23 protein-coding genes are annotated in these 21,469 nt (G+C 43.8%); 10 read left to right on the top strand and 13 right to left on the bottom strand.

Annotated elements, in window-relative coordinates:
- Positions 1–97: 97 nt before the first annotated feature.
- A complete protein-coding gene (locus MIC7126_RS0125080; protein WP_040630805.1) occupies positions 98–1,279 on the bottom strand; it encodes an HhoA/HhoB/HtrA family serine endopeptidase in 1,182 nt (393 codons plus the stop codon).
- Between the two features lie 348 nt (positions 1,280–1,627).
- Here MIC7126_RS0125080 and dnaA point away from each other — a divergent pair, with 348 nt between their 5' ends.
- A complete protein-coding gene (gene dnaA / locus MIC7126_RS0125075; protein WP_017655879.1) occupies positions 1,628–3,004 on the top strand; it encodes a chromosomal replication initiator protein DnaA in 1,377 nt (458 codons plus the stop codon).
- Between the two features lie 268 nt (positions 3,005–3,272).
- Here the strand turns inward: dnaA and MIC7126_RS30870 are convergent, their stop codons facing one another.
- The 3 genes from MIC7126_RS30870 to hisC all read right to left on the bottom strand — a co-directional run bounded on the left by MIC7126_RS30870 (position 3,273) and on the right by hisC (position 6,230).
- On the bottom strand, positions 3,273–3,749 hold the full coding sequence (locus MIC7126_RS30870) for a DUF1720 domain-containing protein (RefSeq protein WP_238553729.1): 477 nt from the start codon (positions 3,747–3,749) through the stop codon (positions 3,273–3,275).
- Between the two features lie 258 nt (positions 3,750–4,007).
- The gene (locus MIC7126_RS0125060) at positions 4,008–4,892 is read right to left on the bottom strand and encodes a class I SAM-dependent methyltransferase (protein WP_017655877.1); all 885 of its coding nucleotides are present in this window, start codon (positions 4,890–4,892) and stop codon (positions 4,008–4,010) included.
- A gap of 264 nt (positions 4,893–5,156) precedes the next feature.
- A complete protein-coding gene (gene hisC / locus MIC7126_RS0125055; protein ID WP_017655876.1) occupies positions 5,157–6,230 on the bottom strand; it encodes a histidinol-phosphate transaminase in 1,074 nt (357 codons plus the stop codon).
- Between the two features lie 143 nt (positions 6,231–6,373).
- Between hisC and MIC7126_RS0125050 the strand changes: the two genes are divergently transcribed.
- Positions 6,374–6,664, top strand: a complete 291-nt coding sequence (locus tag MIC7126_RS0125050; protein WP_017655875.1) for a hypothetical protein — start codon at positions 6,374–6,376, stop codon at positions 6,662–6,664.
- 260 nt (positions 6,665–6,924) lie between these two features.
- Here MIC7126_RS0125050 and MIC7126_RS0125045 read toward each other — a convergent pair whose 3' ends face one another.
- From MIC7126_RS0125045 to MIC7126_RS0125030, 4 genes are all read right to left on the bottom strand, one after another.
- A complete protein-coding gene (locus MIC7126_RS0125045) occupies positions 6,925–7,656 on the bottom strand; it encodes a phytanoyl-CoA dioxygenase family protein (protein ID WP_238553719.1) in 732 nt (243 codons plus the stop codon).
- A gap of 43 nt (positions 7,657–7,699) precedes the next feature.
- Complete coding sequence (locus tag MIC7126_RS0125040) at positions 7,700–10,264, bottom strand: CHAT domain-containing protein (protein ID WP_017655873.1); 2,565 nt, start codon at positions 10,262–10,264, stop codon at positions 7,700–7,702.
- A 145-nt stretch (positions 10,265–10,409) separates the two neighbouring features.
- Positions 10,410–11,060: a hypothetical protein gene (locus MIC7126_RS0125035; protein ID WP_026100513.1), complete on the bottom strand. Its 651-nt coding sequence runs from the start codon at positions 11,058–11,060 to the stop codon at positions 10,410–10,412.
- A 28-nt stretch (positions 11,061–11,088) separates the two neighbouring features.
- Positions 11,089–11,844, bottom strand: coding sequence for a Uma2 family endonuclease (locus MIC7126_RS0125030; protein WP_017655871.1), 756 nt, complete (start codon positions 11,842–11,844; stop codon positions 11,089–11,091).
- Positions 11,845–12,100: 256 nt separating this feature from the next.
- On the opposite strand from MIC7126_RS0125030, the gene petP reads away from it, so the two are divergent.
- Positions 12,101–12,292: a cytochrome b6f subunit PetP gene (petP, locus tag MIC7126_RS0125025; protein ID WP_017655870.1), complete on the top strand. Its 192-nt coding sequence runs from the start codon at positions 12,101–12,103 to the stop codon at positions 12,290–12,292.
- A gap of 261 nt (positions 12,293–12,553) precedes the next feature.
- Positions 12,554–13,654 carry a Get3/ArsA fold putative tail anchor-mediating ATPase NosAFP gene (locus MIC7126_RS0125020; protein ID WP_017655869.1) on the top strand — a complete coding sequence of 367 codons (1,101 nt, stop codon included), beginning with the start codon at positions 12,554–12,556 and terminating at the stop codon, positions 13,652–13,654.
- On the opposite strand, the gene MIC7126_RS32125 is transcribed toward MIC7126_RS0125020, so the two are convergent.
- On the bottom strand, positions 13,651–13,830 hold the full coding sequence (locus tag MIC7126_RS32125; RefSeq protein ID WP_154656024.1) for a hypothetical protein: 180 nt from the start codon (positions 13,828–13,830) through the stop codon (positions 13,651–13,653). The two genes, MIC7126_RS0125020 and MIC7126_RS32125, sit on opposite strands and share 4 nt — an antisense overlap.
- Positions 13,781–13,918 (bottom strand): hypothetical protein, encoded by a 138-nt coding sequence (locus MIC7126_RS32120; protein WP_017655868.1) that lies wholly within the window; start codon positions 13,916–13,918, stop codon positions 13,781–13,783. Before MIC7126_RS32120 ends, MIC7126_RS32125 begins: the two co-directional genes overlap by 50 nt.
- A 37-nt stretch (positions 13,919–13,955) precedes the next feature.
- On the opposite strand from MIC7126_RS32120, the gene chlG reads away from it, so the two are divergent.
- Both chlG and MIC7126_RS0125005 read left to right on the top strand, forming a co-directional pair.
- Positions 13,956–15,002, top strand: coding sequence for a chlorophyll synthase ChlG (gene chlG, locus MIC7126_RS0125010; RefSeq protein WP_017655867.1), 1,047 nt, complete (start codon positions 13,956–13,958; stop codon positions 15,000–15,002).
- A 90-nt stretch (positions 15,003–15,092) separates the two neighbouring features.
- A complete protein-coding gene (locus MIC7126_RS0125005) occupies positions 15,093–15,380 on the top strand; it encodes a hypothetical protein (RefSeq protein ID WP_017655866.1) in 288 nt (95 codons plus the stop codon).
- A 114-nt stretch (positions 15,381–15,494) separates the two neighbouring features.
- Here the strand turns inward: MIC7126_RS0125005 and MIC7126_RS30855 are convergent, their stop codons facing one another.
- On the bottom strand, positions 15,495–15,650 hold the full coding sequence (locus tag MIC7126_RS30855) for a hypothetical protein (protein ID WP_154656023.1): 156 nt from the start codon (positions 15,648–15,650) through the stop codon (positions 15,495–15,497).
- A gap of 15 nt (positions 15,651–15,665) precedes the next feature.
- On the opposite strand from MIC7126_RS30855, the gene MIC7126_RS0125000 reads away from it, so the two are divergent.
- From MIC7126_RS0125000 to MIC7126_RS0124990, 4 genes are all read left to right on the top strand, one after another.
- A complete protein-coding gene (locus tag MIC7126_RS0125000) occupies positions 15,666–17,078 on the top strand; it encodes a BCD family MFS transporter (protein WP_017655865.1) in 1,413 nt (470 codons plus the stop codon).
- Between the two features lie 16 nt (positions 17,079–17,094).
- A complete protein-coding gene (locus MIC7126_RS0124995; RefSeq protein ID WP_017655864.1) occupies positions 17,095–17,901 on the top strand; it encodes an inositol monophosphatase family protein in 807 nt (268 codons plus the stop codon).
- A gap of 65 nt (positions 17,902–17,966) precedes the next feature.
- Entirely contained in the window at positions 17,967–18,107 is a 141-nt protein-coding gene (locus MIC7126_RS30850; protein WP_154656022.1) for a hypothetical protein, read from the top strand.
- A gap of 21 nt (positions 18,108–18,128) precedes the next feature.
- Positions 18,129–19,082, top strand: coding sequence for an MDR/zinc-dependent alcohol dehydrogenase-like family protein (locus MIC7126_RS0124990; RefSeq protein ID WP_017655863.1), 954 nt, complete (start codon positions 18,129–18,131; stop codon positions 19,080–19,082).
- 52 nt (positions 19,083–19,134) lie between these two features.
- Here the strand turns inward: MIC7126_RS0124990 and MIC7126_RS0124985 are convergent, their stop codons facing one another.
- Positions 19,135–20,853, bottom strand: a complete 1,719-nt coding sequence (locus MIC7126_RS0124985) for a ShlB/FhaC/HecB family hemolysin secretion/activation protein (protein ID WP_017655862.1) — start codon at positions 20,851–20,853, stop codon at positions 19,135–19,137.
- Between the two features lie 153 nt (positions 20,854–21,006).
- Positions 21,007–21,369, bottom strand: coding sequence for a hypothetical protein (locus MIC7126_RS0124980; protein ID WP_017655861.1), 363 nt, complete (start codon positions 21,367–21,369; stop codon positions 21,007–21,009).
- Between the last annotated feature and the right edge of the window lie 100 nt (positions 21,370–21,469).

Raw genomic sequence — 21,469 nt, 5'->3', positions numbered from 1 at the left:
GAGGTTTCTGGGCGTTGAGACGACTGGCGATATTTGTAGTGTCAAGCCTTGGGTAGCGACACCCACAGCATGACAAATAAATCATAACCAATAACGATTAACTTTCACGCCTAATCGGTAATGGAGCAGGAATCACACCAACTTGCAAAACTCGTCCATTCCGCTCTATTTGCATTTGTAAACGATTGCCGATTTTGCTATTTTCTACTAATTTTTGAACTTGTTCAACTTTGGTGACAGACTGATTATTAATACTGCGAATCACATCACCAATTTGTAACCCAGCAATAGCAGCAGGTGAACGGGGAACGATATTAGTCAATAAAACGCCCTCGTCTGCGGTAAGATTAACGCGATCGCCAAATCTAGTATTAATTCTTTCCTTAATTTCCGGCGTCAGGGTCGCCATCTGCACACCCAAATAAGGATGATCAACTCTACCTTTAGCAATTAATTCCTGAGCAACTCTTTGGACAGTGTTGATGGGGATAGCAAATCCCAAACCTTGGGCGCCTTGAATAATCGCTGTGTTCATCCCAATCACCTCACCCCGAATATTCAACAATGGCCCCCCGGAGTTTCCAGGGTTAATCGCTGCATCGGTTTGCAAAAAATCAACACGCTTGTCACTAGCACCAATGTCACTACTAGAACGACCTGTGGCACTAATAATTCCAGCGGTGACAGTATTATTTAACCCCAAAGGATTACCAATTGCAACCACCGGCTCTCCTGGCTGTAACACATCGGAATTACCTGTGGCTAAGGTGGGTAAATTCTGAGCTGCAATACTGATAACCGCTACATCTGTCACCGGATCTTCACCGAGCACTTTGCCGTCAAAAGACCTCCCATCTTTGAGTGTAACCGTTACAGTGTCAGCACCATCTACCACATGGGAATTGGTCAAAATTTGACCAGAAGAGTTGATGATAAAGCCAGAACCGCTACCCCGTTCTGTGCGCTGTCTGGGTTGCGACGGTGAACCCTCGCCGAAAAACCGCCGATAATAAGGATCTACAAATTCGTCTGATTGCAGAGTCACGGTGCGAGAAGAATCGATGCGAACTACCGCAGATCCGACATTTTGGACTACATTGACTACAAAATTCGGATTACCAGAGGTAGAGATAATTGCTGGCGGAACTGTGGCTAAATTGGGAGCAGCAGTAGGATTTTCAGCTTGAGTATCTTTTGGTTGAGTTTCAATAGTTTTCACGGGTAAGGCAGAACAGCTTCCTAAAAATATCACTGCGCTTACCCTGAGCAGCATCGACATTGTACCAGTTACTCCCCATTTATGGGAGAAAACTTTGGGAACAACTGCTTTGGTGAGAGAAAATACGGAAATCTTAACAGGGAACAGTAAAGTTTGTGGGGTCTGAGTCACCCGAATTCGGGTGGTCAGTGTTGATGGTGGGTTTAAATTCCCCGTCCCACGCAGTTCTTGTTTCCTTTGCTCATTTTCAATGTTCATGTGTTTTTACTTCTCCGTGCTGGTCGGTGGATGGTAGGATATTGCCTACCGGGTATGTCCCAAAATGATTACAACTTAAAAGCTTATTCCAGGTCGAGAACATCTGATATATCTTCGTATTGTGACAACTGGTAGCAAAGGTGGTAAATAATGGCAATTCCCATAGACAGTTTGTGGAGTCAAGTCCTAGAACGCTTACAGATAGAACTATCTCGCCCCACCTTTGAAACCTGGATCAAAACTGCTAGTGCGGAGCGGTTAGAAAACAACTGCTTGGTAATCTGCACTCCTAACCCCTTTGCGCGTAACTGGCTACAGAAGTATTACATCAACACCATTTCTACTGTAGTGCAAGATATTCTCGGTCATCCTGTAGGAATTTATATTACTGTTGCTCAAGGTGATGCTGTTTCTCCTGTGCATGAAAAAGAAGTTTCCTGGGAATTATCAGCCCCAAATAATTCATCTGAGCAGGTGATTCAAGACAAACGAAAAACCACTGATTTAAACTCTAAATATGTTTTTTCCAGATTTGTAGTTGGTGCTAATAATCGCATGGCTCATGCTGCTTCTTTAGCAGTTGCTGAATCTCCTGGAAGAGAATTTAATCCTTTATTTTTATGTGGTGGTGTTGGTTTAGGTAAAACTCACCTGATGCAAGCTATTGGTCATTACCGCTGGGAGATTTGTCCTGAGTCTAAAATATTTTATGTTTCCACTGAGCAGTTTACCAATGATTTAATTACAGCTATCCGTAAGGATAGTATGCAAAGTTTTCGTGAGCATTACCGGGCTGCAGATGTTTTGTTAGTTGATGATATCCAGTTTATTGAAGGGAAGGAATATACCCAAGAAGAGTTTTTTCATACTTTTAATACTTTGCATGAAGCTGGTAAACAAGTCGTGATTGCTTCTGATCGCCCTCCTAACCAAATTCCCAGCTTACAAGAGCGGCTGTGCTCTCGGTTCTCTATGGGTTTAATTGCAGATGTGCAAACTCCAGATTTGGAAACGAGGATGGCGATTTTACAAAAAAAAGCTGAATACGAAAATATTCGACTTTCCAGAGATGTAATTGAGTATATTGCGTCTAATTATACTTCTAATATTCGAGAGTTAGAAGGAGCATTAATTAGAGCTTTGGCTTATATTTCTATTTGGGGTTTACCCATGACTGTTGAGAGTATAGCGCCAGTTTTAGAACCAGCAAATGAGAAAGTGGCGGCTACTCCAGAGATAATTTTAAAAGTAATTGGTGAGACATTTGATGTATCAATTGAAGATTTAAAAAGCAACTCTCGCCGCCGAGAAATTAGCTGGGCGAGACAAATAGGTATGTATCTAATGAGGCAACATACAGCGCTAAGTTTGCCGAGAATTGGTGAAGAATTTGGCGGTAAAGACCATACAACGGTGCTTTATAGCTGTGATAAAATTACCCAACTCCAAGAGAGCGATCGCACTTTAGCCCAAACACTACGTCAACTGAGCGATCGCATCAATATGACTAGTCGCTCTCAAAAATAATTTTGATGCTCAATTCGGTTTTCCACAAGCAACATAACTATTACTCAAATTATCAGTCTCACCGCCAATTAAAAATATTAAGTCGCGTATAAAAATTGTTTAAGCTTCAATTTGTTTGTGGAAAAATAATTATTTTTTGTGGAAAAATTACCCGGAATCTGTGGAAAACTTGTAAACCTACTAAATAAATCTACATTAAGTATAATTACCCTGTGGAAAACGCCCCCAGTTTTTCCACAAGTTTTCCACAGTTAAGGGGATAGGGGATTTAAAAGGTGTGGGAGGTGTGGGAGGTGTGGGAGGTGTGGGAGGAGGGGGAGGTGTGGGAGGTGTGGGAGGAGGGGGAGGAGGGGGAGGTGTGGGAGGTGTGGGAGGAGGGGGAGGTGTGGGAGGTGTGGGAGGAGGGGAGGTGTGGGAGGTGTGGGAGGTGTGGGAGGAGGGGGAGTGTGGGGATTGAAGCGTCAGGTTCAAAGGCTGGCGCTTGAGGTTCAAAGGCTGGCGCTTGAGGTTCAAAGGCTCGCGCTTGAGGTTCAAAGCCTGACGCTTGAGGTTCAAAGGCTGGCGCTTGAGGTTCAAAGGCTGACGCTTGAGGTTCAAAGCCTGACGCTTGAGGTTCAAAGGCTGGCGCTTGAGGTTCAAAGCCTGACGCTTGAGGTTCAAAGGCTGACGCTTGAGGTTCAAAGCCTGACGCTTGAGGTTCAAAGCCTGACGCTTGAGGTTCAAAGCCTGACGCTTTAATCCCCACCCTCCCCACCCTCCCCACACTCCCCACACTCCCCACACTCCCCACACTCCCAATTCCCAATACCCATGAGTTCAATAAAAATCCCTCCAGGGGATACAGGAGGGAATTAAACTTAGTATTCTGAACAGTAAACCAAGATAGATAATATAGGTCTTTAGCTCGCCTGTGTAGCCATTTTGGCTGAAATATCAAAAATCTTCATTGAAAACGGTGGAAAAACTCATCGAGAATAGGGAATAGGTAAACTTTTTTTTTCTCTCAAGCTGTGGGCGAGGAATTCTCGTGGTCTTTTTTTGACAATTGCCACAGTTGGATCTGATAACATAAATGTTTATCAAAAATCTTACGTGCTTCTAAGCCTTCAACAATCAGGTTTTTCACCCAACGGTTGAATATCCAGCGTAGGAAATGATATATGGGTGGAACAGCGATCGCTAACAAATTAGCAATATACTTAATGGTACTCAACCCAAAAGTACGGAAATTGGCAATCCCCAGGTCAATTGTTGGCGCAACTTGGGCAGAAATATCTTCAGTTTTGACTAAACTAAATCCAGCCTGGGTTAAAGCGTCATGGAGCACACTAGAAACATGACAATTGGAAAAAATCCCCTCGTTATATTTCCCATCAGTGCGAATCATATCAGCAAGTAGTAAATAACCACCGCCATTCAGCAGACGCGCCGCACCTTGAGCCAAATCATCAGCAGCCATATACTGACTACTTTCGCTGAAAAGAATCAAGTCGTAAGAATGGTTTTGGGGAAAATCTTCAAATCTGGTTAAATGGAAGGGGACTTGACCATTGGTTCGCTCGACAAACATCTGTTGCTGGAAAGGATCAGGCGCTAGTCCTTCCACGGTGAAACCACGCTCTTTCAGGTAAGCAGCATTACCACCAATACCACAGCCCACATCAAGCACTGTATTTGTTCCCGCAGGAATAAAGCTGAAAAGTTTAACTGTATAAGCTTCCTGAGCAGTGCGAAGCTTTGCAATAGTCAAATCATTTTGGCAAACAGGTAATGGCTCCCAATATCCATAATGAAGATAGGGTGAACCTGTTAGCTCTAGGTAGTAATTAAGAGCAGCATTTTGGTAGCGCGTTGCTGGAGAGATATAAATTGGCTTGGGTTGGGGCATTGGTGAATATAATTTAGTCAGCCGGATATGTGCTTCTTTTGCAGTTGTCTGCAATTAACCTTGGTAGGAGCAGCGAGAAACTAGTAAAAACAGATAGACGAAAGACACCGTGTCAAAGCAATGAAAGTCCGGCTTAGTACCTCCAAAAAAAAACAGCGGCATTTTGCGCTGTAGTAAATACCATCGGATAATAACCATGTAAGTTAATCTTATAAGAATTTTGTCAGGATTTGTCGCCTTGATTAATTGAATTAGTATCGTAATTTATGACTTAGGTATTGAACAATTAAGCAAAACTTGTGTCAGTGTATTGATTAAAACTTGATTTTGCTCATCAGTTCCTACAGTGATGCGTAATTTATTTTCTAGTCCTGGTTGCGGGAAGTAGCGGACTAAAATTTGCTGTTCTTTAAGTTGTTGGTAGAGATATTGAGCGTTTCCATCTGGCGGTTGTACTAGTAGGAAGTTGGTTTGAGAGTCCCAAACACGGAAGTTTAATTGTTTTAAATTCGATGCTAGCTGTGTGCGTGATGCTTTAATCTTGGCTACACAAGCGTTTTTGTATGTTTGGTCGGTGATAGCAGCTGCGCCAACTGCACAAGCGATCGCATCAATGTTATAGCTATCTTTGACTTTAAACAATCCCTGCAATAGCCCAGGATTGGCTACCCCAAACCCCAACCGCAACCCTGCTAAGGAGTATCCTTTAGAAAGTGTGCGAATAGCGATCGCATTTTCATACTCTTTGACCACAGCCAAAGCGTCTTCTTGTGCAAAATCTGTATACGCTTCGTCAATCACTAACACCCCAGACAAGCTACTGGCTAATTTCCGCAGCTCGTTGATAGAGACAACATGTCCAGAAGGACTATTCGGAGATGCAATAAATGTTACATCACCATTAGCTGCTATCAAATCTGCTAGAGGAAACTCAAACTCGTTATTATAATACACCTCAGTTACATCCGTGTCCTGGGCTTGACATAATGTACTGTATAGTACATAAGTCGGCATAGGATAAACCACTTTCCTTCCAGGCGCAGCACAAGCCCTAATCACCACATTCAACAATTCATCACTACCATTACCAACGATAATCCAATCACTGGGAACGCCTAAAACTCGACTCGCAGCTTCTCGAAACTCTCTCCCAAACGGTTCTGGATATCGCCGCAACCATTCACCATCAATATTCTGCAGCACAGCCAGAGCCGCTGGCGATGGCGGGTAAGGGTTTTCGTTGCTGTTGAGTTTAATAACCTGTGTCCCCCGTGGTGGCTGTTCACCGGGTACATAGCTAGCCATTGCGTCAACATTGGGGCGAAAGTAGTTGTTCATTGAGGAGAGCGAATGAATAAAACAGAGAATTCCTGAGATCTTGTCATCGACTCCGGAATCCTGAAAAACCGATGTGATTACTACATTAGTAAATCACAAACCCGATTTACTAATTTACAGACTTACAAGTATAGGAAATAATCATGGATTCTCAAACATTACAGCAATTTGAAGAAGATATCAGACAAGCAATCAATGAAACCTTGAAGACATCTAGTATCGGTACTGTATTGACTAAATATGGTATACCTGATAACGTTCTCACATGGGAATGTAGTCTTGACGTCAGCAAACTCAAATCTAGCAATGGTGATGAAAGTCAACCAGGTCAGGAGTTGATGGCAGGAATTCAAAAACCACCAGTCAAACTAGCAAATTGCACTATGATTTGGTGTGAAGAGTGCTGTCCCGATGGTTGTTGGATGTGTATCTAATCTCATCTAGTGATGTGGGTCATGGTAAACAAATATAGCAATTTTCGGTCACGTGACGTATGCTCGTAGGGGCACGGCAGTGCCGTCCCCCTACACCGGACGTATAATTTTGTACCGCATCTGAATGGGAAGCGCTATAGATTTCGTTGTCAATCTTATAAGTTACCCAATCATTTTCCAGGTTTTTAGCGCTAAATAAGATTTTAGTTTTTCCATGCAGATATCAATTCTGCATGGATTTTGGGCTTTGTAGTCAGCGCTCAAGGATAAACTCCAGGTTTACTGAGAATTTGCCGTTGGGAAGCAGTCAAATCAGGGAAATCGTCAGGATTATAGTAGTATTTTGCCCAAGCTGAGGGATATGGGGAATACTTATAAAATAATGTCCGGCGATCGCCTGCTCCTCGCCAAGGCAATGTACCATGAGTTAATGCCTCAGTGAAAATAACGGCACTGCCGGCTTTAACGGTAACTGCTTGTACACAGACAGATGGATACTCAAGATTGCGCCATCTCTCAGGCAAAGCTAAATTACTTTTGTGGCTACCAGGGACACAACCAAATCCGCCTTCACCTGGATGTACATCGTTGAGTTCGTAGGCAACGGCAGTTAAGCCATTGTACATCCTGCCATTGTTGAATAAATAATACTGGCAAGGATCAAAGGGAGTTCCACCCCCATGCAAATCAGCACCGATGGGGCCAAGACCTTGGCGAATAATATGAACATAATCATGATCTAGGCGAAACTTCTCCCCTAACAGTTCTAATAAATAAGGAGCGATCGCCTGATTATCAATCAAATCTCGGAAAGGCTTACCCCAAGATAATAAACTGTCCCAGCGCCAAAATGGTTTATCTTCTGTGCCATGGGAGACTATCTGTTGATCTAAATGTGCCTGTAAAGCGTGAATCTGCTCCTGGTTGAGAGCATTTTCAATAATTAAAAATCCTTGCAAGTCAAAAAGATAACGTTCAAATTCAGTCATCATGGGTATTGGTTTTAGGTGTTACTTGATATTTTATTGAGTCCAATTAAAGCCAATTGCCAATCAATACGTAGGTAGACCAAAAACTGGGTGCATGATAGTTAGGATGTCGCAGCAGTGTCAGCTGGGCTTGGCGCAGGGCTTCGGCTTTGGTGATTTTGCTATTTTTGAGGTGGTGATAAAAAGCACCGACAAATAGCGCTGTAGATTGATCATCAATATGCCATAACGAAGCTAAGGTACTGCGTGTACCGGCGCGTACTGCGACACCAGCTAAGCCAAGAGTGGCGCGACTGTCTCCTGCTGCTGTTTGACAAGCGCTTAAAAATAGTAATTCTATGGCTGGCGATTTGTTTTGCTCTCGACTGCGGAGAAGAGTATCAAATTGCTTGACATTAATCATGCCATCAGATGCAATAATAAAAGTCTTTTCTGCCTGTGAACTAAACTGACCATGAGTTGCTAAATGCACAACATTAAAAGGAACTGCATTTACTTCCTTTTCTAGTGCTGGACGAGTGAAGTCTTGATCTAGCAGACTGGTTGTGGAGACTCCAGCTTGAGTGATGAGCTCGATTTCCGAACGGACAGCAAGTAATGGTGTGAGATTGGGGAATTCTGGTGGAGGTTGGGTTAATCCAGCTGTTAGCGCCTTGATTTTTCCCCTGACTAGAGGTTTGGGGTCGAGGAGTTGTAGATTAATACCGAGGGCGATCGCATATTTTTCTACTAAATATTGTTTACCATCATACAAAGAAGCCATTGGTAAACTCCGCAACTCTCCATCCAAAACAAACACGAGTGTATCTACTTGACTCGTCGCTAGTTCAGACTCTACAGGTTTAATCAGCCAGTTGTAAACTTGTTGCGACTCTGCTTGAAAAGCATTCACGGAGCCGGGATTGACAAGATGTTTTTGCAGTTTTGTTAGGGTTTTTTTGACTTGTGTTTGCGGAATCTTGGTTTTGTAAAGCTTCAGGGATTTACCAGGAATTGTGACAATTACTTGAATTTCTTGCGGGAGAATAATTGGGTAGAAGATAGCAGCTGAGGAATTATTTTGCTCTACCACTTGGTCTAAAGTTACACTCTTAGCAGTTAAACAGGCTTCGCGGAAATAGTTATCTAATTCTGCCAACTGCAAAGCTTCAATCCGCTGGCGTACTTGTTCTAAAATTTGTTTGTCTGGTTTAACGGCTTGGGATTGCAGCAATAATTCCACTGACTGGCGATAAACTGGCTCCACACTATCTCGAAAATTAAATTGCACATCTTGATTAATTGCTACTAAGTCCTGACGCAGCGAATTGAGAGTTTCCACGGCCGCACTATAAGCGGCGATCGCACTTTTGAGATCTTCTTGTGCCCAATACAACCTACCCAACTGCCAATTTAACGGATAGACCAAATCTGTGGTGTGGCTGGTCTGGGCTAAGACTAATGCTTGCTGGGTGAGCTTTTGTGCCTCTTTCCACTGTTGATTTGATTCATATAAGCTACCTAAAATCCATAATCCATAAGCCTCTGCTCTGGAATCGCCTAAATTGCGGGCTTGCTGAATGGCGGTGGCGAGCAATTTTGCTGTGTGTAAATTTTGACCAGGAATTTTTCTGAGGCTTTGAGCAAAGTTAATCTCAGCGTAGATAGCAGCGCGACTGGGTGGAAGTTGCTGTAGTTGAGATTGAATTACGGGTAATAAAGCTTGGGCTTGTGTGAATTGTGGCTCTGTAGTTAGCAGGCTGAAGTGATTCAGTTGTGCTTGGACTTTTGTTAGTGGCGAAGGAGAGATGTTAACTGCTTGTTGATAATAGGCGATCGCCTGTAGCTTTTGTTGCTGTGCGCGGGCGTTATTCCCCAAGCTAAAAAGACTCGCCCCTATATCTGCAAGTGATTGCAGACGTTGAGCAATAAGCAAACTCTGCTCTAAAGCTAACCGTGATTCTTCCAGGTCGCCTACCACTAACAGAGTATCTCCTAGCGATCGCCACCCCACAGCTTTTTCTATAGAATCTGGTTCTGATTGTAACTGTTGATTTACATTTTTCAGTATTTCTGCTGAACGGCGATAAAACCCCTGCGCTCTCCACGCCTGGGCTTGGTTAATCAGTGCCTTCACCACACCACTATGATTAGCGGTTTTTTGGTAAATCTCTGCGGCTTGTTGCCAAGTTGTTAAAGCTACCTCTGACTGTCCCCTAGATAATTGTAGACGACCTTGAATATCTAATGATTTGGCGAATATTTCCTGATTTTCAGGATTTTTTGCTGCTTTAAGTAAATTCAAACTCTCGCTAATAGCTTCCTGAGCTTGATTCCAGGCGCCGAGTTGTTGATAACTCAAAGAAAGATTACTCAGACTCACAGCGCAGTTGAGAGTATCTCCTGAGTGTCGGTATATTTTCACAGATTGCTGTAATATCTGCACTGCTTGGGCAAATCTCCCCGCATCGTATAACTCTTTCCCCGCCGCTAACAGCGCAGCACCGTTACCAGCATTGATTGTCAACGGGGATAATGCCAACACTGGCGCAGCCAAACTATACAGCAAAGCTATGAAAAAACAACAAACTAGATGTAAAACTTTACGCCTAGCAATATAAATAAAACCCATGTGCGATTCCCGAATTATAAAGCTGTCGCCAAGTAGTTGAGGACATCAACCGAATATAAACCCCAGATACCAAGACACCTTCAACCTTGTTAAGAGTCGCCTATTTCCTGTTCCCTGTTCCCTGTTCCCCGTTCCCTGTTCTCTGCTACAAATACCCCTCAAACTCAGCAAATTTTCGCAAGCGAGGGAGACACTGACGCTGATAAAAACTACTCAAAGTGGGAATTGATAAACCAAGTTCTGCAGACAACTCTTTCCAACCGACTTCTGGCGGTAGGCGCCTTAAAATTAACATCTGACAAGTGACATCAGCACGCCCTTTAATGTATGTACCGCGCAGTTCTCCATCCGCATCTTCCTCCACCCACACGCGCACATTTTCTAGAATCGGTGGTACTTCAGGATTAGCCGGGAGATTATCTACAGGGTCAAGAACTTCATTACTCTCACCCACAGAAGATTGGTATACTTTGAGCGGTGCAGTGACAACTTTTTCTTGGTTTTGCTGAAGATAAAAATCTTGTAATCTGCGTTTGAGGTAAGCATTCAACCAAGTGATCACAGTCCCGTAACTGGAATCATAAGCTTGACCAGTTGTACCTTCGCAAATATTACGGCAGAAATATAACCAAGTTTGCTGCAGTGCATCTTGATAATAAGGAGTACTTTCCCTCCAAATTTTACTGGTAGTCAAGCGAATGATTTGTGTTAGCCGCTTTTGACGCTCTTGACTTTTGGGTGGGTGTTCACAGGCTTGGGTAACTAGGCAGCGTAGTTGTTCGTCCAATTCAACCATAGCAATCTGGGTGATTGACATCGATACATTATCTCAAATTATCTGGATCAACTCCGAGCGATCGCAAGTATTCAGCTAATTTATCGGCGCGTTGGCTCTCCTGTTCAGCGCGTTGGCTCTCTTGTTGTGCTTTTTCTGCTTGAGTAGGTATCCAGCCGTGAGCATTATACCAGCGTAACCACAAACCTGTAGTCTGCTGATAAGTGCCCTGCCATAGTCCTAGCCCTAGTTCCAAATCTGACAACCAAAAGCGATTTTCTATGAGAGATATCGCCTCGTAATGACTGCCTATGATGCGAAAAGCACGTAAATTATTTTCATAGCGGTCATAGACAACATAATAGGGGATTCGCAAAATCCGCTCATAAACTTGCCATTTTGTCGGTGGTTGGTTAATTTCTCTGAGTGTTTTGCCCAAATCTTCTAGTTCTGTTCCTGGAGACAGTAATTCTACTACTAAAAATGGGTCAACGCCTTCTTGCCAAACAACGTAACTTAAGCGCAGATTTTGTTGCTCATTATTGTTGGGTACTCCCAAAACCAGATACCAGTCTGGGCGCTTGTACCACAGCGGATGACGGGGATCGTAGTAAAGATTTAAGTCGCTAGCGAGTAAAATTTCTGTGGGTGTATAGTTTGGTAGCTGACAAGTTTCGCTCAGTAACTCCGCCTGGATGCGATGAAATTCGTCTGGCAATCCTGATTCCCCCACTAATTCACTGGGTAAATCATACATTGTCGGCATGGTTTCTTGCGGTGGACGGGGTGGATTAGGTTGATACATGGCTGGTTGAAGAAATAGAGTATTGAGACTGATTTATCTGCATAATGCTTCAGTTCCTAGTGTGGGTTTAAGCGCTCAAACACAGAAGGACTAAAGTCCTGACTACGAACTAACACCCGTCATCTAGCGATCGCCAATAATAGCTTGTTGATTTAATTTTATCTGCATATCCTTGTTCTATTGCCGGTGAATCTGTTACCTATGGATACCGGATTCAGCTAAACTGAGACTTGGTTTATTGCGGTGTTAGGTAGGCATGGAAATCGGACAAAAGGTTAAAGTGTTTCGTTTGCGCGATCGCGTCTCTCCCCCAATTGTAAAAAAACTCGGTCAAGTTGGTATCATCGAGGGATATAAAGTCACTGATGGTGCTGGTATTGGTGTAGTGGTGAAATTTGAAGATAATTTTGCCACTTGGTTTTTTGAAGACGAAATCAAACCTGTGTAGTAGTCAACTAAAGGCTGAAGTATAAAGTATGAAGTATGAAATTACCCCATTTATAAAAAGATGGGGCTTGAACTAAGGAAACAAGTTTGGTTTTTTGCCCACGATTCCGCTCGGCTTGTACCAATTCTTACTTCATCCTTTCTTCGGTCCATAACTCAGATTGGGGGAAAACTCCAATCTGAAACTCAAAGCAGAAGCCGAGAGTATTTGCTCGGTGCTAAGTTGGAGTGGAAAACATCGGCGGTAATTGGAAATTAAGTAATGGCCCTAATATTGACATTTTTGGGCAAAAGCGGCACTGCTCGTAGCAAAATTGCGATCGCCGCTGCCAAGCTTTTGGCCAGCCAAGGCAAGCGTGTACTCTTAGCAGGTCTTGCAGAACCAGCATTACCCCTCCTGTTAAATACTACCCTTACCCCCGACCCCCAGGAAATTGCTCCTAATTTGCAAGTTGTTCAGTTACAAACGTCTGTACTTTTGGAACGCAACTGGGAAGAAGTGAAAAAGCTGGAAGCGCAATACCTCCGCACGCCTATTTTCCAAGAGGTTTATGGTCAGGAACTGGTAGTATTGCCAGGAATGGATGGCGCTTTGGCTTTGAATGCGATTCGGGAATATGATGCTAGTGGTAATTATGACGCGATCGTCTACGATGGCACTGGTGATGCAGCTAGTTTGCGGACTTTGGGTTTACCAGAATCTTTGAGTTGGTATGTGCGGCGGTTTCGCCAATTGTTTGTCAGTTCTGATTTGGGCAAGGCGATCGCTGATTCTCCCCTCATTCAACCATTAATTAGCAGCTTTTTCAATATCAATTGGACGGCGGATAACTTTTCTGTCCCCACCAACCAGGTAAATAATTTATTGGACAAGGGTAAAGCGGCTCTCGCTGACCCCAAGCGCCTCGCCGCTTTCTTGGTAACAACACCAGAACTTATAGAAGTCGCCAGCACCCGTTATTTATGGGGTAGTGCTCAACAAATTGGCATTACTGTTGGTGGTGTGTTGCTTTTATCTTCCGAGGCCAGATCTAACCTCACAGAAGACTTTACACCCTTACCCATCAGTGTAATTCCCGATGCCCCCACAGGCGAATGGCAACCGTTAATCGACGCCCTACCTAACTTTGTCGAGCAAGCCATACAAGCTCCTAAACCAATTGAAATTGACAGCCATAATCGCCAAGTACGCTTATTCTTACCGGGTTTTGACAAAAAGCAAGTCAAACTCACTCAGTATGGGCCAGAAGTGACGGTGGAAGCCGGAGATCAGCGCCGCAACATCTCTCTACCTCCCTCCTTGAGTGGTAGACCTGTAACTGGGGCGAAGTTTCAGAGCAATTATTTGATAATTTCTTTTTAGGGGCAGTGTGGGGTGATGGGGAGGTGGGGTGATGGGGTGATGGGGTGATGGGGTGATGGGGTGATGGGGAGGTGGGGTGATGGGGAGGTGGGGTGATGGGGAGAAAAAGAATTGAAGAATTTATGCTTACGCTTGTAATCTTCCCACACCTCCCACACCCCCCACACCTCCCACACCTCCCCCTCCTCCCACACCCCCCACACCTCCCACACCTCCCACACCTCCCACACCTCCCACACCCCCCACACCTCCCACACCCCCCACACCTCCCCACCCAATATCATCTTGAGAAGTACAAATTATGTCCGACTCAACGCCAATTACTCCCGATTCCCAACAGCCTGAAGCCTTGGAATCAGTAGCAATTAATACTAGCCAAGAAGTGACAGCAGTTAGCGATCGCACTGCCAAAACCAGACAAATGCTGGGGATGAAAGGTGCTGCGCCTGGGGAAACTTCTATTTGGAAAATCCGCCTGCAGTTAATGAAGCCGATTACCTGGATTCCCCTAATTTGGGGTGTGGTCTGTGGTGCGGCGTCTTCTGGTAACTATACCTGGAGCCTGGAAAATGTTCTCAAGGCGGCGGCTTGTATGTTGCTATCTGGCCCGCTGCTGGCTGGTTACACCCAGACCCTGAATGATTTTTACGATCGCGAAATTGATGCGATCAATGAACCTTACCGCCCCATCCCCTCCGGCGCCATTTCCGAACCCCAGGTAATTACGCAGATATTAGTATTATTCTTAGCTGGTATCGGTGTAGCATTTGCTTTAGATGTCTGGGCTGGTCATGATTTTCCTAATGTCACAGCCTTGGCGATATTTGGTACCTTCATCGCTTATATCTACTCGGCGCCTCCTTTAAAATTGAAGCAAAATGGCTGGCTGGGGAACTATGCTTTAGGCGCGAGCTACATTGCTTTACCTTGGTGGGCTGGTCATGCTTTGTTTGGGGAACTGAACTGGAAGATTGTGGTTCTCACCCTGATTTATAGCTTGGCAGGATTGGGGATTGCGATCGTCAATGATTTTAAGAGTGTAGAGGGCGATCGCCAACTGGGATTACAATCATTACCAGTCATGTTCGGTGTCACCACTGCAGCCTGGATTTGTGTACTGATGATTGATGTCTTTCAGGGATTTATTGCTGCTTATCTGGTGAGCATCCATGAGAATTTATACGCAGCAATTCTGGCACTGTTAATTCTCCCACAAATCGTCCTTCAAGAGATGTATTTTCTGCGTGATCCGCTGAAGAATGATGTTAAATATCAAGCTAGTGCCCAACCATTCTTGGTTTTGGGTATGCTAGTTGCTGGTTTAGCACTGGGTCATGCTGGCATTTAATCTATACTTCTTTAGTCGGAAGTTAGGAATTAGGAGTTAGGAGTTAATATACTTCTAACTCTTAATTTTTATCTGTTATCAGGAACTTTTATGATAGAGCTAATATCTGCTGTCATTCGGGGAATTCAACCACTTTTAGTCCCGATTTGTTTTGTCAGTGCTTGGACTTTAATTATTCTTGTGGTTTGGAGTCTTTGGGCGACCGCACGTGATAGCGTCACCACAGCTAAACAAATGCATCAAATTCCCTGTCCTGGCTGTCAATTTTTTACCGACGATTACCGCCTCAAATGCACAGTACACCCATCAATCGCCAATACAGAAGAGGCGGTCAATTGCGGTGATTTTCAAGCCAAGACCAACCCATATCTTTACTAGTGGTTCATCGCCTTAAATTTGATATTTTAAGTATGGTGTGTTACGGCAGTGTCGAGATTTGAGAATGAGCGACAGTATAAATTGCCGTAACGCACCATGTGACCGAGCGGTGCGTTACGCGTTGCTTAAACGCACCCTACTGGCTGAATTCTGAATTCTGTCTTCTGACTTGTTCTCATTCCACACCAAGATGGCGATCGCAATTTCCACTTTTGATCCGCTGATTTGGAGTTGAGAAGGTTTATCTTGAGTTAAAGGCAGTATTCCCAATAGATTAAATTAGCTATGGCAAGCGGTGATATAGTTGATTCCCCAAAGGTTAATTTGCCGACCATGTTCCGGTTAGGTTTGTTTCAAATGGGGTTGAGCATGATGTCCATTTTGACTCTGGGGGTGCTCAACAGAGTCATGATTCAGGAAATCGCCATTCCCGCAACGGTGGTGTCTGTGATGCTAGCGTTACCGGCGTTTGTTTCTCCTTCTCGCATTTGGTTTGGTCAGATGTCTGACGCCAAGCCTTGGTGGGGATATCATCGCACGGTTTATGTTTGGGTAGGGGCGGCAATATTTGCGATCGCTGCCTTTTTAGCTGTAAAAGTAATGTGGCAGTTAAATAATGTTATCGCTCAAGCTAACGGCTGGGTGTGGACAACCCAAACCATCGGCTGGATGGCTGTTTTGGCTCTGGTTTTCGCTATCTATGGTCTAGCAATCTGCGCCAGTGGAACTGCTTTTGCTGCTTTGTTGGTAGATATTTCTGAAGAAGATAACCGCTCCCAGGTGGTGGGTGTGGTGTGGTCGATGCTGATGGTGGGAATTATTGTCGGGGCGATTATTAGTTCTAGCTTACTCAAGCAATTAACCCCCCAAGCGAATCTAGCCACCTTAGAAGCGGCAATTAATCGGCTATTTTTCATTGTCCCAGGAATTGTCTTTGTATTGGCGATCGCTGCTACTTTAGGTGTAGAAAAAAAATATTCCCAATATTCCCGACGTTCCACACTCATTAACCGGGAAGATAGCATTAGCCTTGGTAAAGCTTGGAAAATCCTCACAGCTAGCCCCCAAACAGGATTATTTTTCACTTTTTTGCTGGTGATGACTATCAGCTTGTTTATGCAAGACCCAATTGTCGAACCTTTTGCGGGTCAGGTATTTAAAATGCCTTTAGCGGAAAGTACTAGATTAAATGTTTTTTATGGCACTGGTATCTTAATCGCCTACGGCGTCACAGGTTTTGTGATTGTCCCCCGGTTGGGAAAACGCAAAACTGCTCAATTAGGCTGTGTTGCAGTCGCGCTTTGTTCATTACTATTAGGAATATCTGGTTTTTCTGCTAATCCTGCCTTTCTCAAGCTAGGTTTAGTTTTGTTTGGTTTAGCCACTGGTTTTTTGACCACAGCTGCAGTGAGCTTGATGTTGGATTTTACCGCTGCTGAAGCTGCAGGCACATTTATTGGCGCGTGGGGATTAGCACAATCTGTATCCAGGGGAGTAGCGGTGGTTTTAGGCGGTAGCATCTTGGATATAGGACGTCAGCTACTACCAAGCTTAGAACTAGCTTATGGACTGGTATTTGTTTTAGAAGCGGTGGGAATGGTGGTATCGATTTGGTTTTTAAACCGGGTGAGTGTGAAAGAATTCAAAACGACTACTAGACAAACGATCGCTTCTGTGTTGGAAAGCGATTTAGATTAGGAAATTTGCACAGCAGATGAATGATTTTTGGACAACAATTCTCGACTTTGCCCAAACTACCACTACCAGAGTGGGCAAACAATTGATGCAAGATTTTGGACAGGTACAGGCTTTGCAGAAAGCTGACGGTAGTTTGGTAACGCGAGCAGATAAATGGGCTGATCAAGAAATTCGGGATGCGATCGCTTCTACTTTCTCTGGTTATGGTATTCTCACCGAAGAAAGTGACCAAGCTTTTCCTGGTACAGAATGGTGCTGGGTGATTGATCCTTTAGATGGGACAACTAACTTTACACGCGGTATTCCCATTTGGTCGATTTCTCTGGGTCTTTTGTATCAAGGCACACCGATTTTTGGCTATGTTTATGTACCGCCGCTGAATCAAGCTTTTCACGGATTTTGGCCGGGTACATCTGGACTATCGACACCCACAGGGGCTTTCCTCAATCATCACCCCATCCATACCAGTATGGACACTCCCAGCAGCAACCACTTTTTTAACCTCTGTTCTCGTAGCCTTGCAGTGGTACAAAATGGCTTTCCCTGCAAAATTCGCATGTTAGGCGTGGCTAGCTATAACTTCCTGACCGTAGCCACTGGCGCTACTCTAGGTGGTGTGGAAGCGACACCAAAAGTTTGGGACATCGCCGGTGCTTGGGTGATTGTCCAAGCTGCAGGTGGTACATGGACATCCTTGAAATCAACACCGTTTCCATTATCATCTGGAGTAGATTATAGCGATCGCTCCTTCCCCACCCTAGTCGTCAGTCGTCCAGAATTAGTACCAGTATTTACCCCTTTTCTGCAAAATCTGGAAATTTAATCGATGAAAGGGAACAGGGAATAGGGAACAGGGAACAGGGAACAGGGATGAGGGATGAGGGAATAATGAAAATATTTCTGACAACACCCCATCTCCCCACCTCCCCATCTCCCCATCTCCCCACATCCCCACAACAGTTTGTATTTACATCATCAATTACGTATAATCACGGTGTGCATCTGGCGGTAAAATATTACGAATTATGATTTACAAATTACGAATTATTTATGAAAGGACTCTGGCTCGAAAACAATCAACTGCAACTACGCACAGATATTCCCATCCCTGAACCAGCGGATGGAGAAGCTTTGGTGCGTGTGTTGCGTGCAGGTATTTGTAACACTGACTTAGAACTGATTAAAGGCTACTATCCTTACACTGGTATTTTGGGGCACGAATTCGTGGGCGTGGTCGAACAGGGGCCACAACACCTGATGAACCAGCGAGTGGTGGGGGAAATCAACGCGGCTTGCGGATACTGTCGTTTCTGTCTCCGTGGAATACCAACTCACTGTGAAAACCGCTCTGTACTCGGAATTGTCAATCGCCACGGTGCTTTTGGTGAGTATCTTTGTTTACCGATTAAAAATCTACATGTCGTACCCGTGAATGTGCCAACGGATGTAGCAACATTTACCGAACCTCTAGCAGCAGCACTGGAAATTCAACAGCAGGTGAGGTTGAATACAGATGACCGGGTACTGGTAGTTGGTGATGGGAAGTTGGGACAATTGGTAGCGCAGACACTAGCTGTCATCGATTGTGAACTTTTGGTCGTTGGACGCCATCCGGAAAAACTCGCTAATCTAGCAGCACGGGATATCAAGACAGGTTTAGCTGATGCGGTAAAAGATAGATACTTTGATATCGTCGTAGAGTGTACTGGTAATCCAGAAGGATTTGCGATCGCTCGTCGTGCCCTCCGTCCCCGTGGTATTTTAGTCTTGAAAAGTACCTATGCTGGAAACTTGAGCTTAGATGCTTCTTCCCTAGTGGTGGATGAAATTACTTTGATTGGTTCTCGTTGCGGGCCTTTTGCGCCAGCGCTAGAACTGTTAGCAACACAACAAGTGGATGTTAAGCCCCTAATTCACGCCAACTATCCCTTGAGCAGAGGGCTCGCGGCTGTTGAGTTAGCTCAGAGTCGTGGTGTTTTAAAGGTATTGTTAGATATCGGTTGAAAACCCCTCATAGAAACCTATACACTTCTTCAACAAGTCGGCGATCTAGCAACTAAAACGGCTGATAGCGGACTGAAAAATTAAAGCTATTATCTAATATAGAAGAACTGCGATCGCCTGTTGGAGTTAGGGGAATTCCGTAGTCTGCACGTAACATTAAACCCCGAAATGGTTGCCAATCTAAACCTAATCCTAAGCTGGCGATGGTTTGAGGATTGGGATTGTCAGCTCTATTGTTCCAAACTGTACCGAAGTCAATAAATGGTCTGAGTCTGAGGGTGTCTGCGTTCCTCGTGAGCGGGATTTGCAGTTGAATTCCTCCTAAAACTGCGTTATCGGCTACAAGTTGATTGTGGTCATAACCGCGTACGGTATCTACTCCCCCAATGGCGACTTTTTCTAGGGAAAGTAAGGAATCGGGAGTTAGTTGGGTGTTAATTTTAGCTAACATGACGATGCGAGGAGACAATCTTTGCACCCATTGAAATTGTCCAATCCAAGAGAAAAATCGCCCATCAGTACCAGAGTCGTTGATTGTGGGATTGAAAGCATCAATACCAAAACTAAACTGCGATCGCGCTGCTAAAACTCTGTTAGAATCACGCTGCAACCAATCTTGAGAAAAGCGAATAGCTGTGGTTCTTGATCTCCCGTCTTCCGGCCCTTCAATGAAAGAGAAAGGGATATTATTAAGAATATAGGTTTGACTGCGCCGCATATCGAAAGTCAAACCAAGAGCAAATTCTTCGTTGATGCTGTAGCTTAGGGGTTGGCGAATATTCAAAGAAAAATTTTCGGTTTCAGCACCGATATTCAAAGGCGTAAAGATGCTATTAATAATCCCGCTATTGCTGTTACCGTAGCGGAGATTGACGGTACCTTGTAAGGCATTAAAGGGGATAGAATAATTGAAAACATTCAGGTTTAAGGCTTCAGTAATTGTATATTCAGCGCTGAATTTATCCCCAAATCCTAATAAGTTATCATGGGCAATAAAAACGGTTCCTTGTAGAGAACCAACGCTTGGTGATTGACTATTGGCAAAAACTACCCCAGCGTGGAATGCTGGCGCTTCGGTAATTTTTAACTGCAAAACATTGGTAGAAGGACTGCTACCTGCAGTTAACTCGGCGTTGACTCGCTTAATCACCGGGTCTATCTGTAGCAATTGTAGTGCTTTTTCGATGCGTTTTTTGTTTAATGGCTTACCTGTGAGTCGCGCCACCCGTGACCGCACATATGCAATTTGCAATCTTTGTAACCCAGTAATAATAATTTCTTCGAGTTCTCCTTCCACAACTTGCATTTTGACGATCCCGCTAGCGATATTTTGGTCGTTGGGAATGAATGCACCGCTGGTGATATAACCCTCTCTGGTGTATAGTTCGGAGATTTGCGATCGCAGTTGCAATAATTGCTCAAATGTGATGTCTTTATTCTCTAAAGGCTTTTTTAATTGATTAATTTCTGTTTCTAAAACAGAATAACCTGTGATTTGAATTTCCTTGACAAAAAAACTTTTACCACTGGGAAAATTGGTTGCTGGTAAACTTTCTTTTGGCGGGGATGGGAGAATGGGATTAACTGGTGCAGGTAGGGTTGGTGTAATTGTTGGTAAGGGCGATGATTGGGGAAAAATATTTTCGGGAAACTCAGAGGGAATCGTCACTCCAGATGGGGGTGTTGATTGAGCAAAAGCTGCAATTGGAGTGATGGTAATCCAGGAAATTAAGATGAATAAAAACTTGTGTAACCCAAGGTATAAAGCCATTTTTTGTATGTAAATATGTTTTTTATAAAAAAATATTGAGCATACAATAATTTTAAATAATTGTATGAAATTCTCAGTTAAGATACTACCATAAACTGCTTGATGATTGCGTAAAGATACCAATCATCAAGCTTGTATGTACCGTTACAAAAGTTATTTATAGTCACCCCCGTGACCATAAAAAGTTATTTCGTAAGTCTTGCAGAGATCAGCACGACCTAGGTCGTAAGTTCCATCACTGTAAATAGCTTTAATATCGTAGTTGCATTGGTTACTGTTGTTATTAAATCTAATTACATCAGATCTACCGCTGACAATATCTGATTGCAAAACATTTCTACCCCAATAATCAGATTTAGCTGACGATACATATAATTGGGTGATTTCTAACTCGTTGTTGTTATAAACTAAGAAATCCCGTCTGTCGTCAGCGAGGACACTTTGACTAGCTAATGGCACTAATGGTAAAGCCAAGGTTGTGGCTATAAAAGTATTGCGTAAAAATTGAGAAAACATGATATACCTCTGAATAAGATTTGCAAAAATTGACCGAAATTACATCAGCAACGGTAGCTTTTTGCTTTTTTGATTGCTCAACCGTGCCTTTAATACTGAG

The sequence above is a fragment of the Fortiea contorta PCC 7126 genome (assembly GCF_000332295.1).
GTDB lineage: Bacteria > Cyanobacteriota > Cyanobacteriia > Cyanobacteriales > Nostocaceae > Fortiea > Fortiea contorta.
Note: the sequence above shows the minus strand (reverse complement) of the source record. Positions and strands in the feature narration are given on the sequence as shown.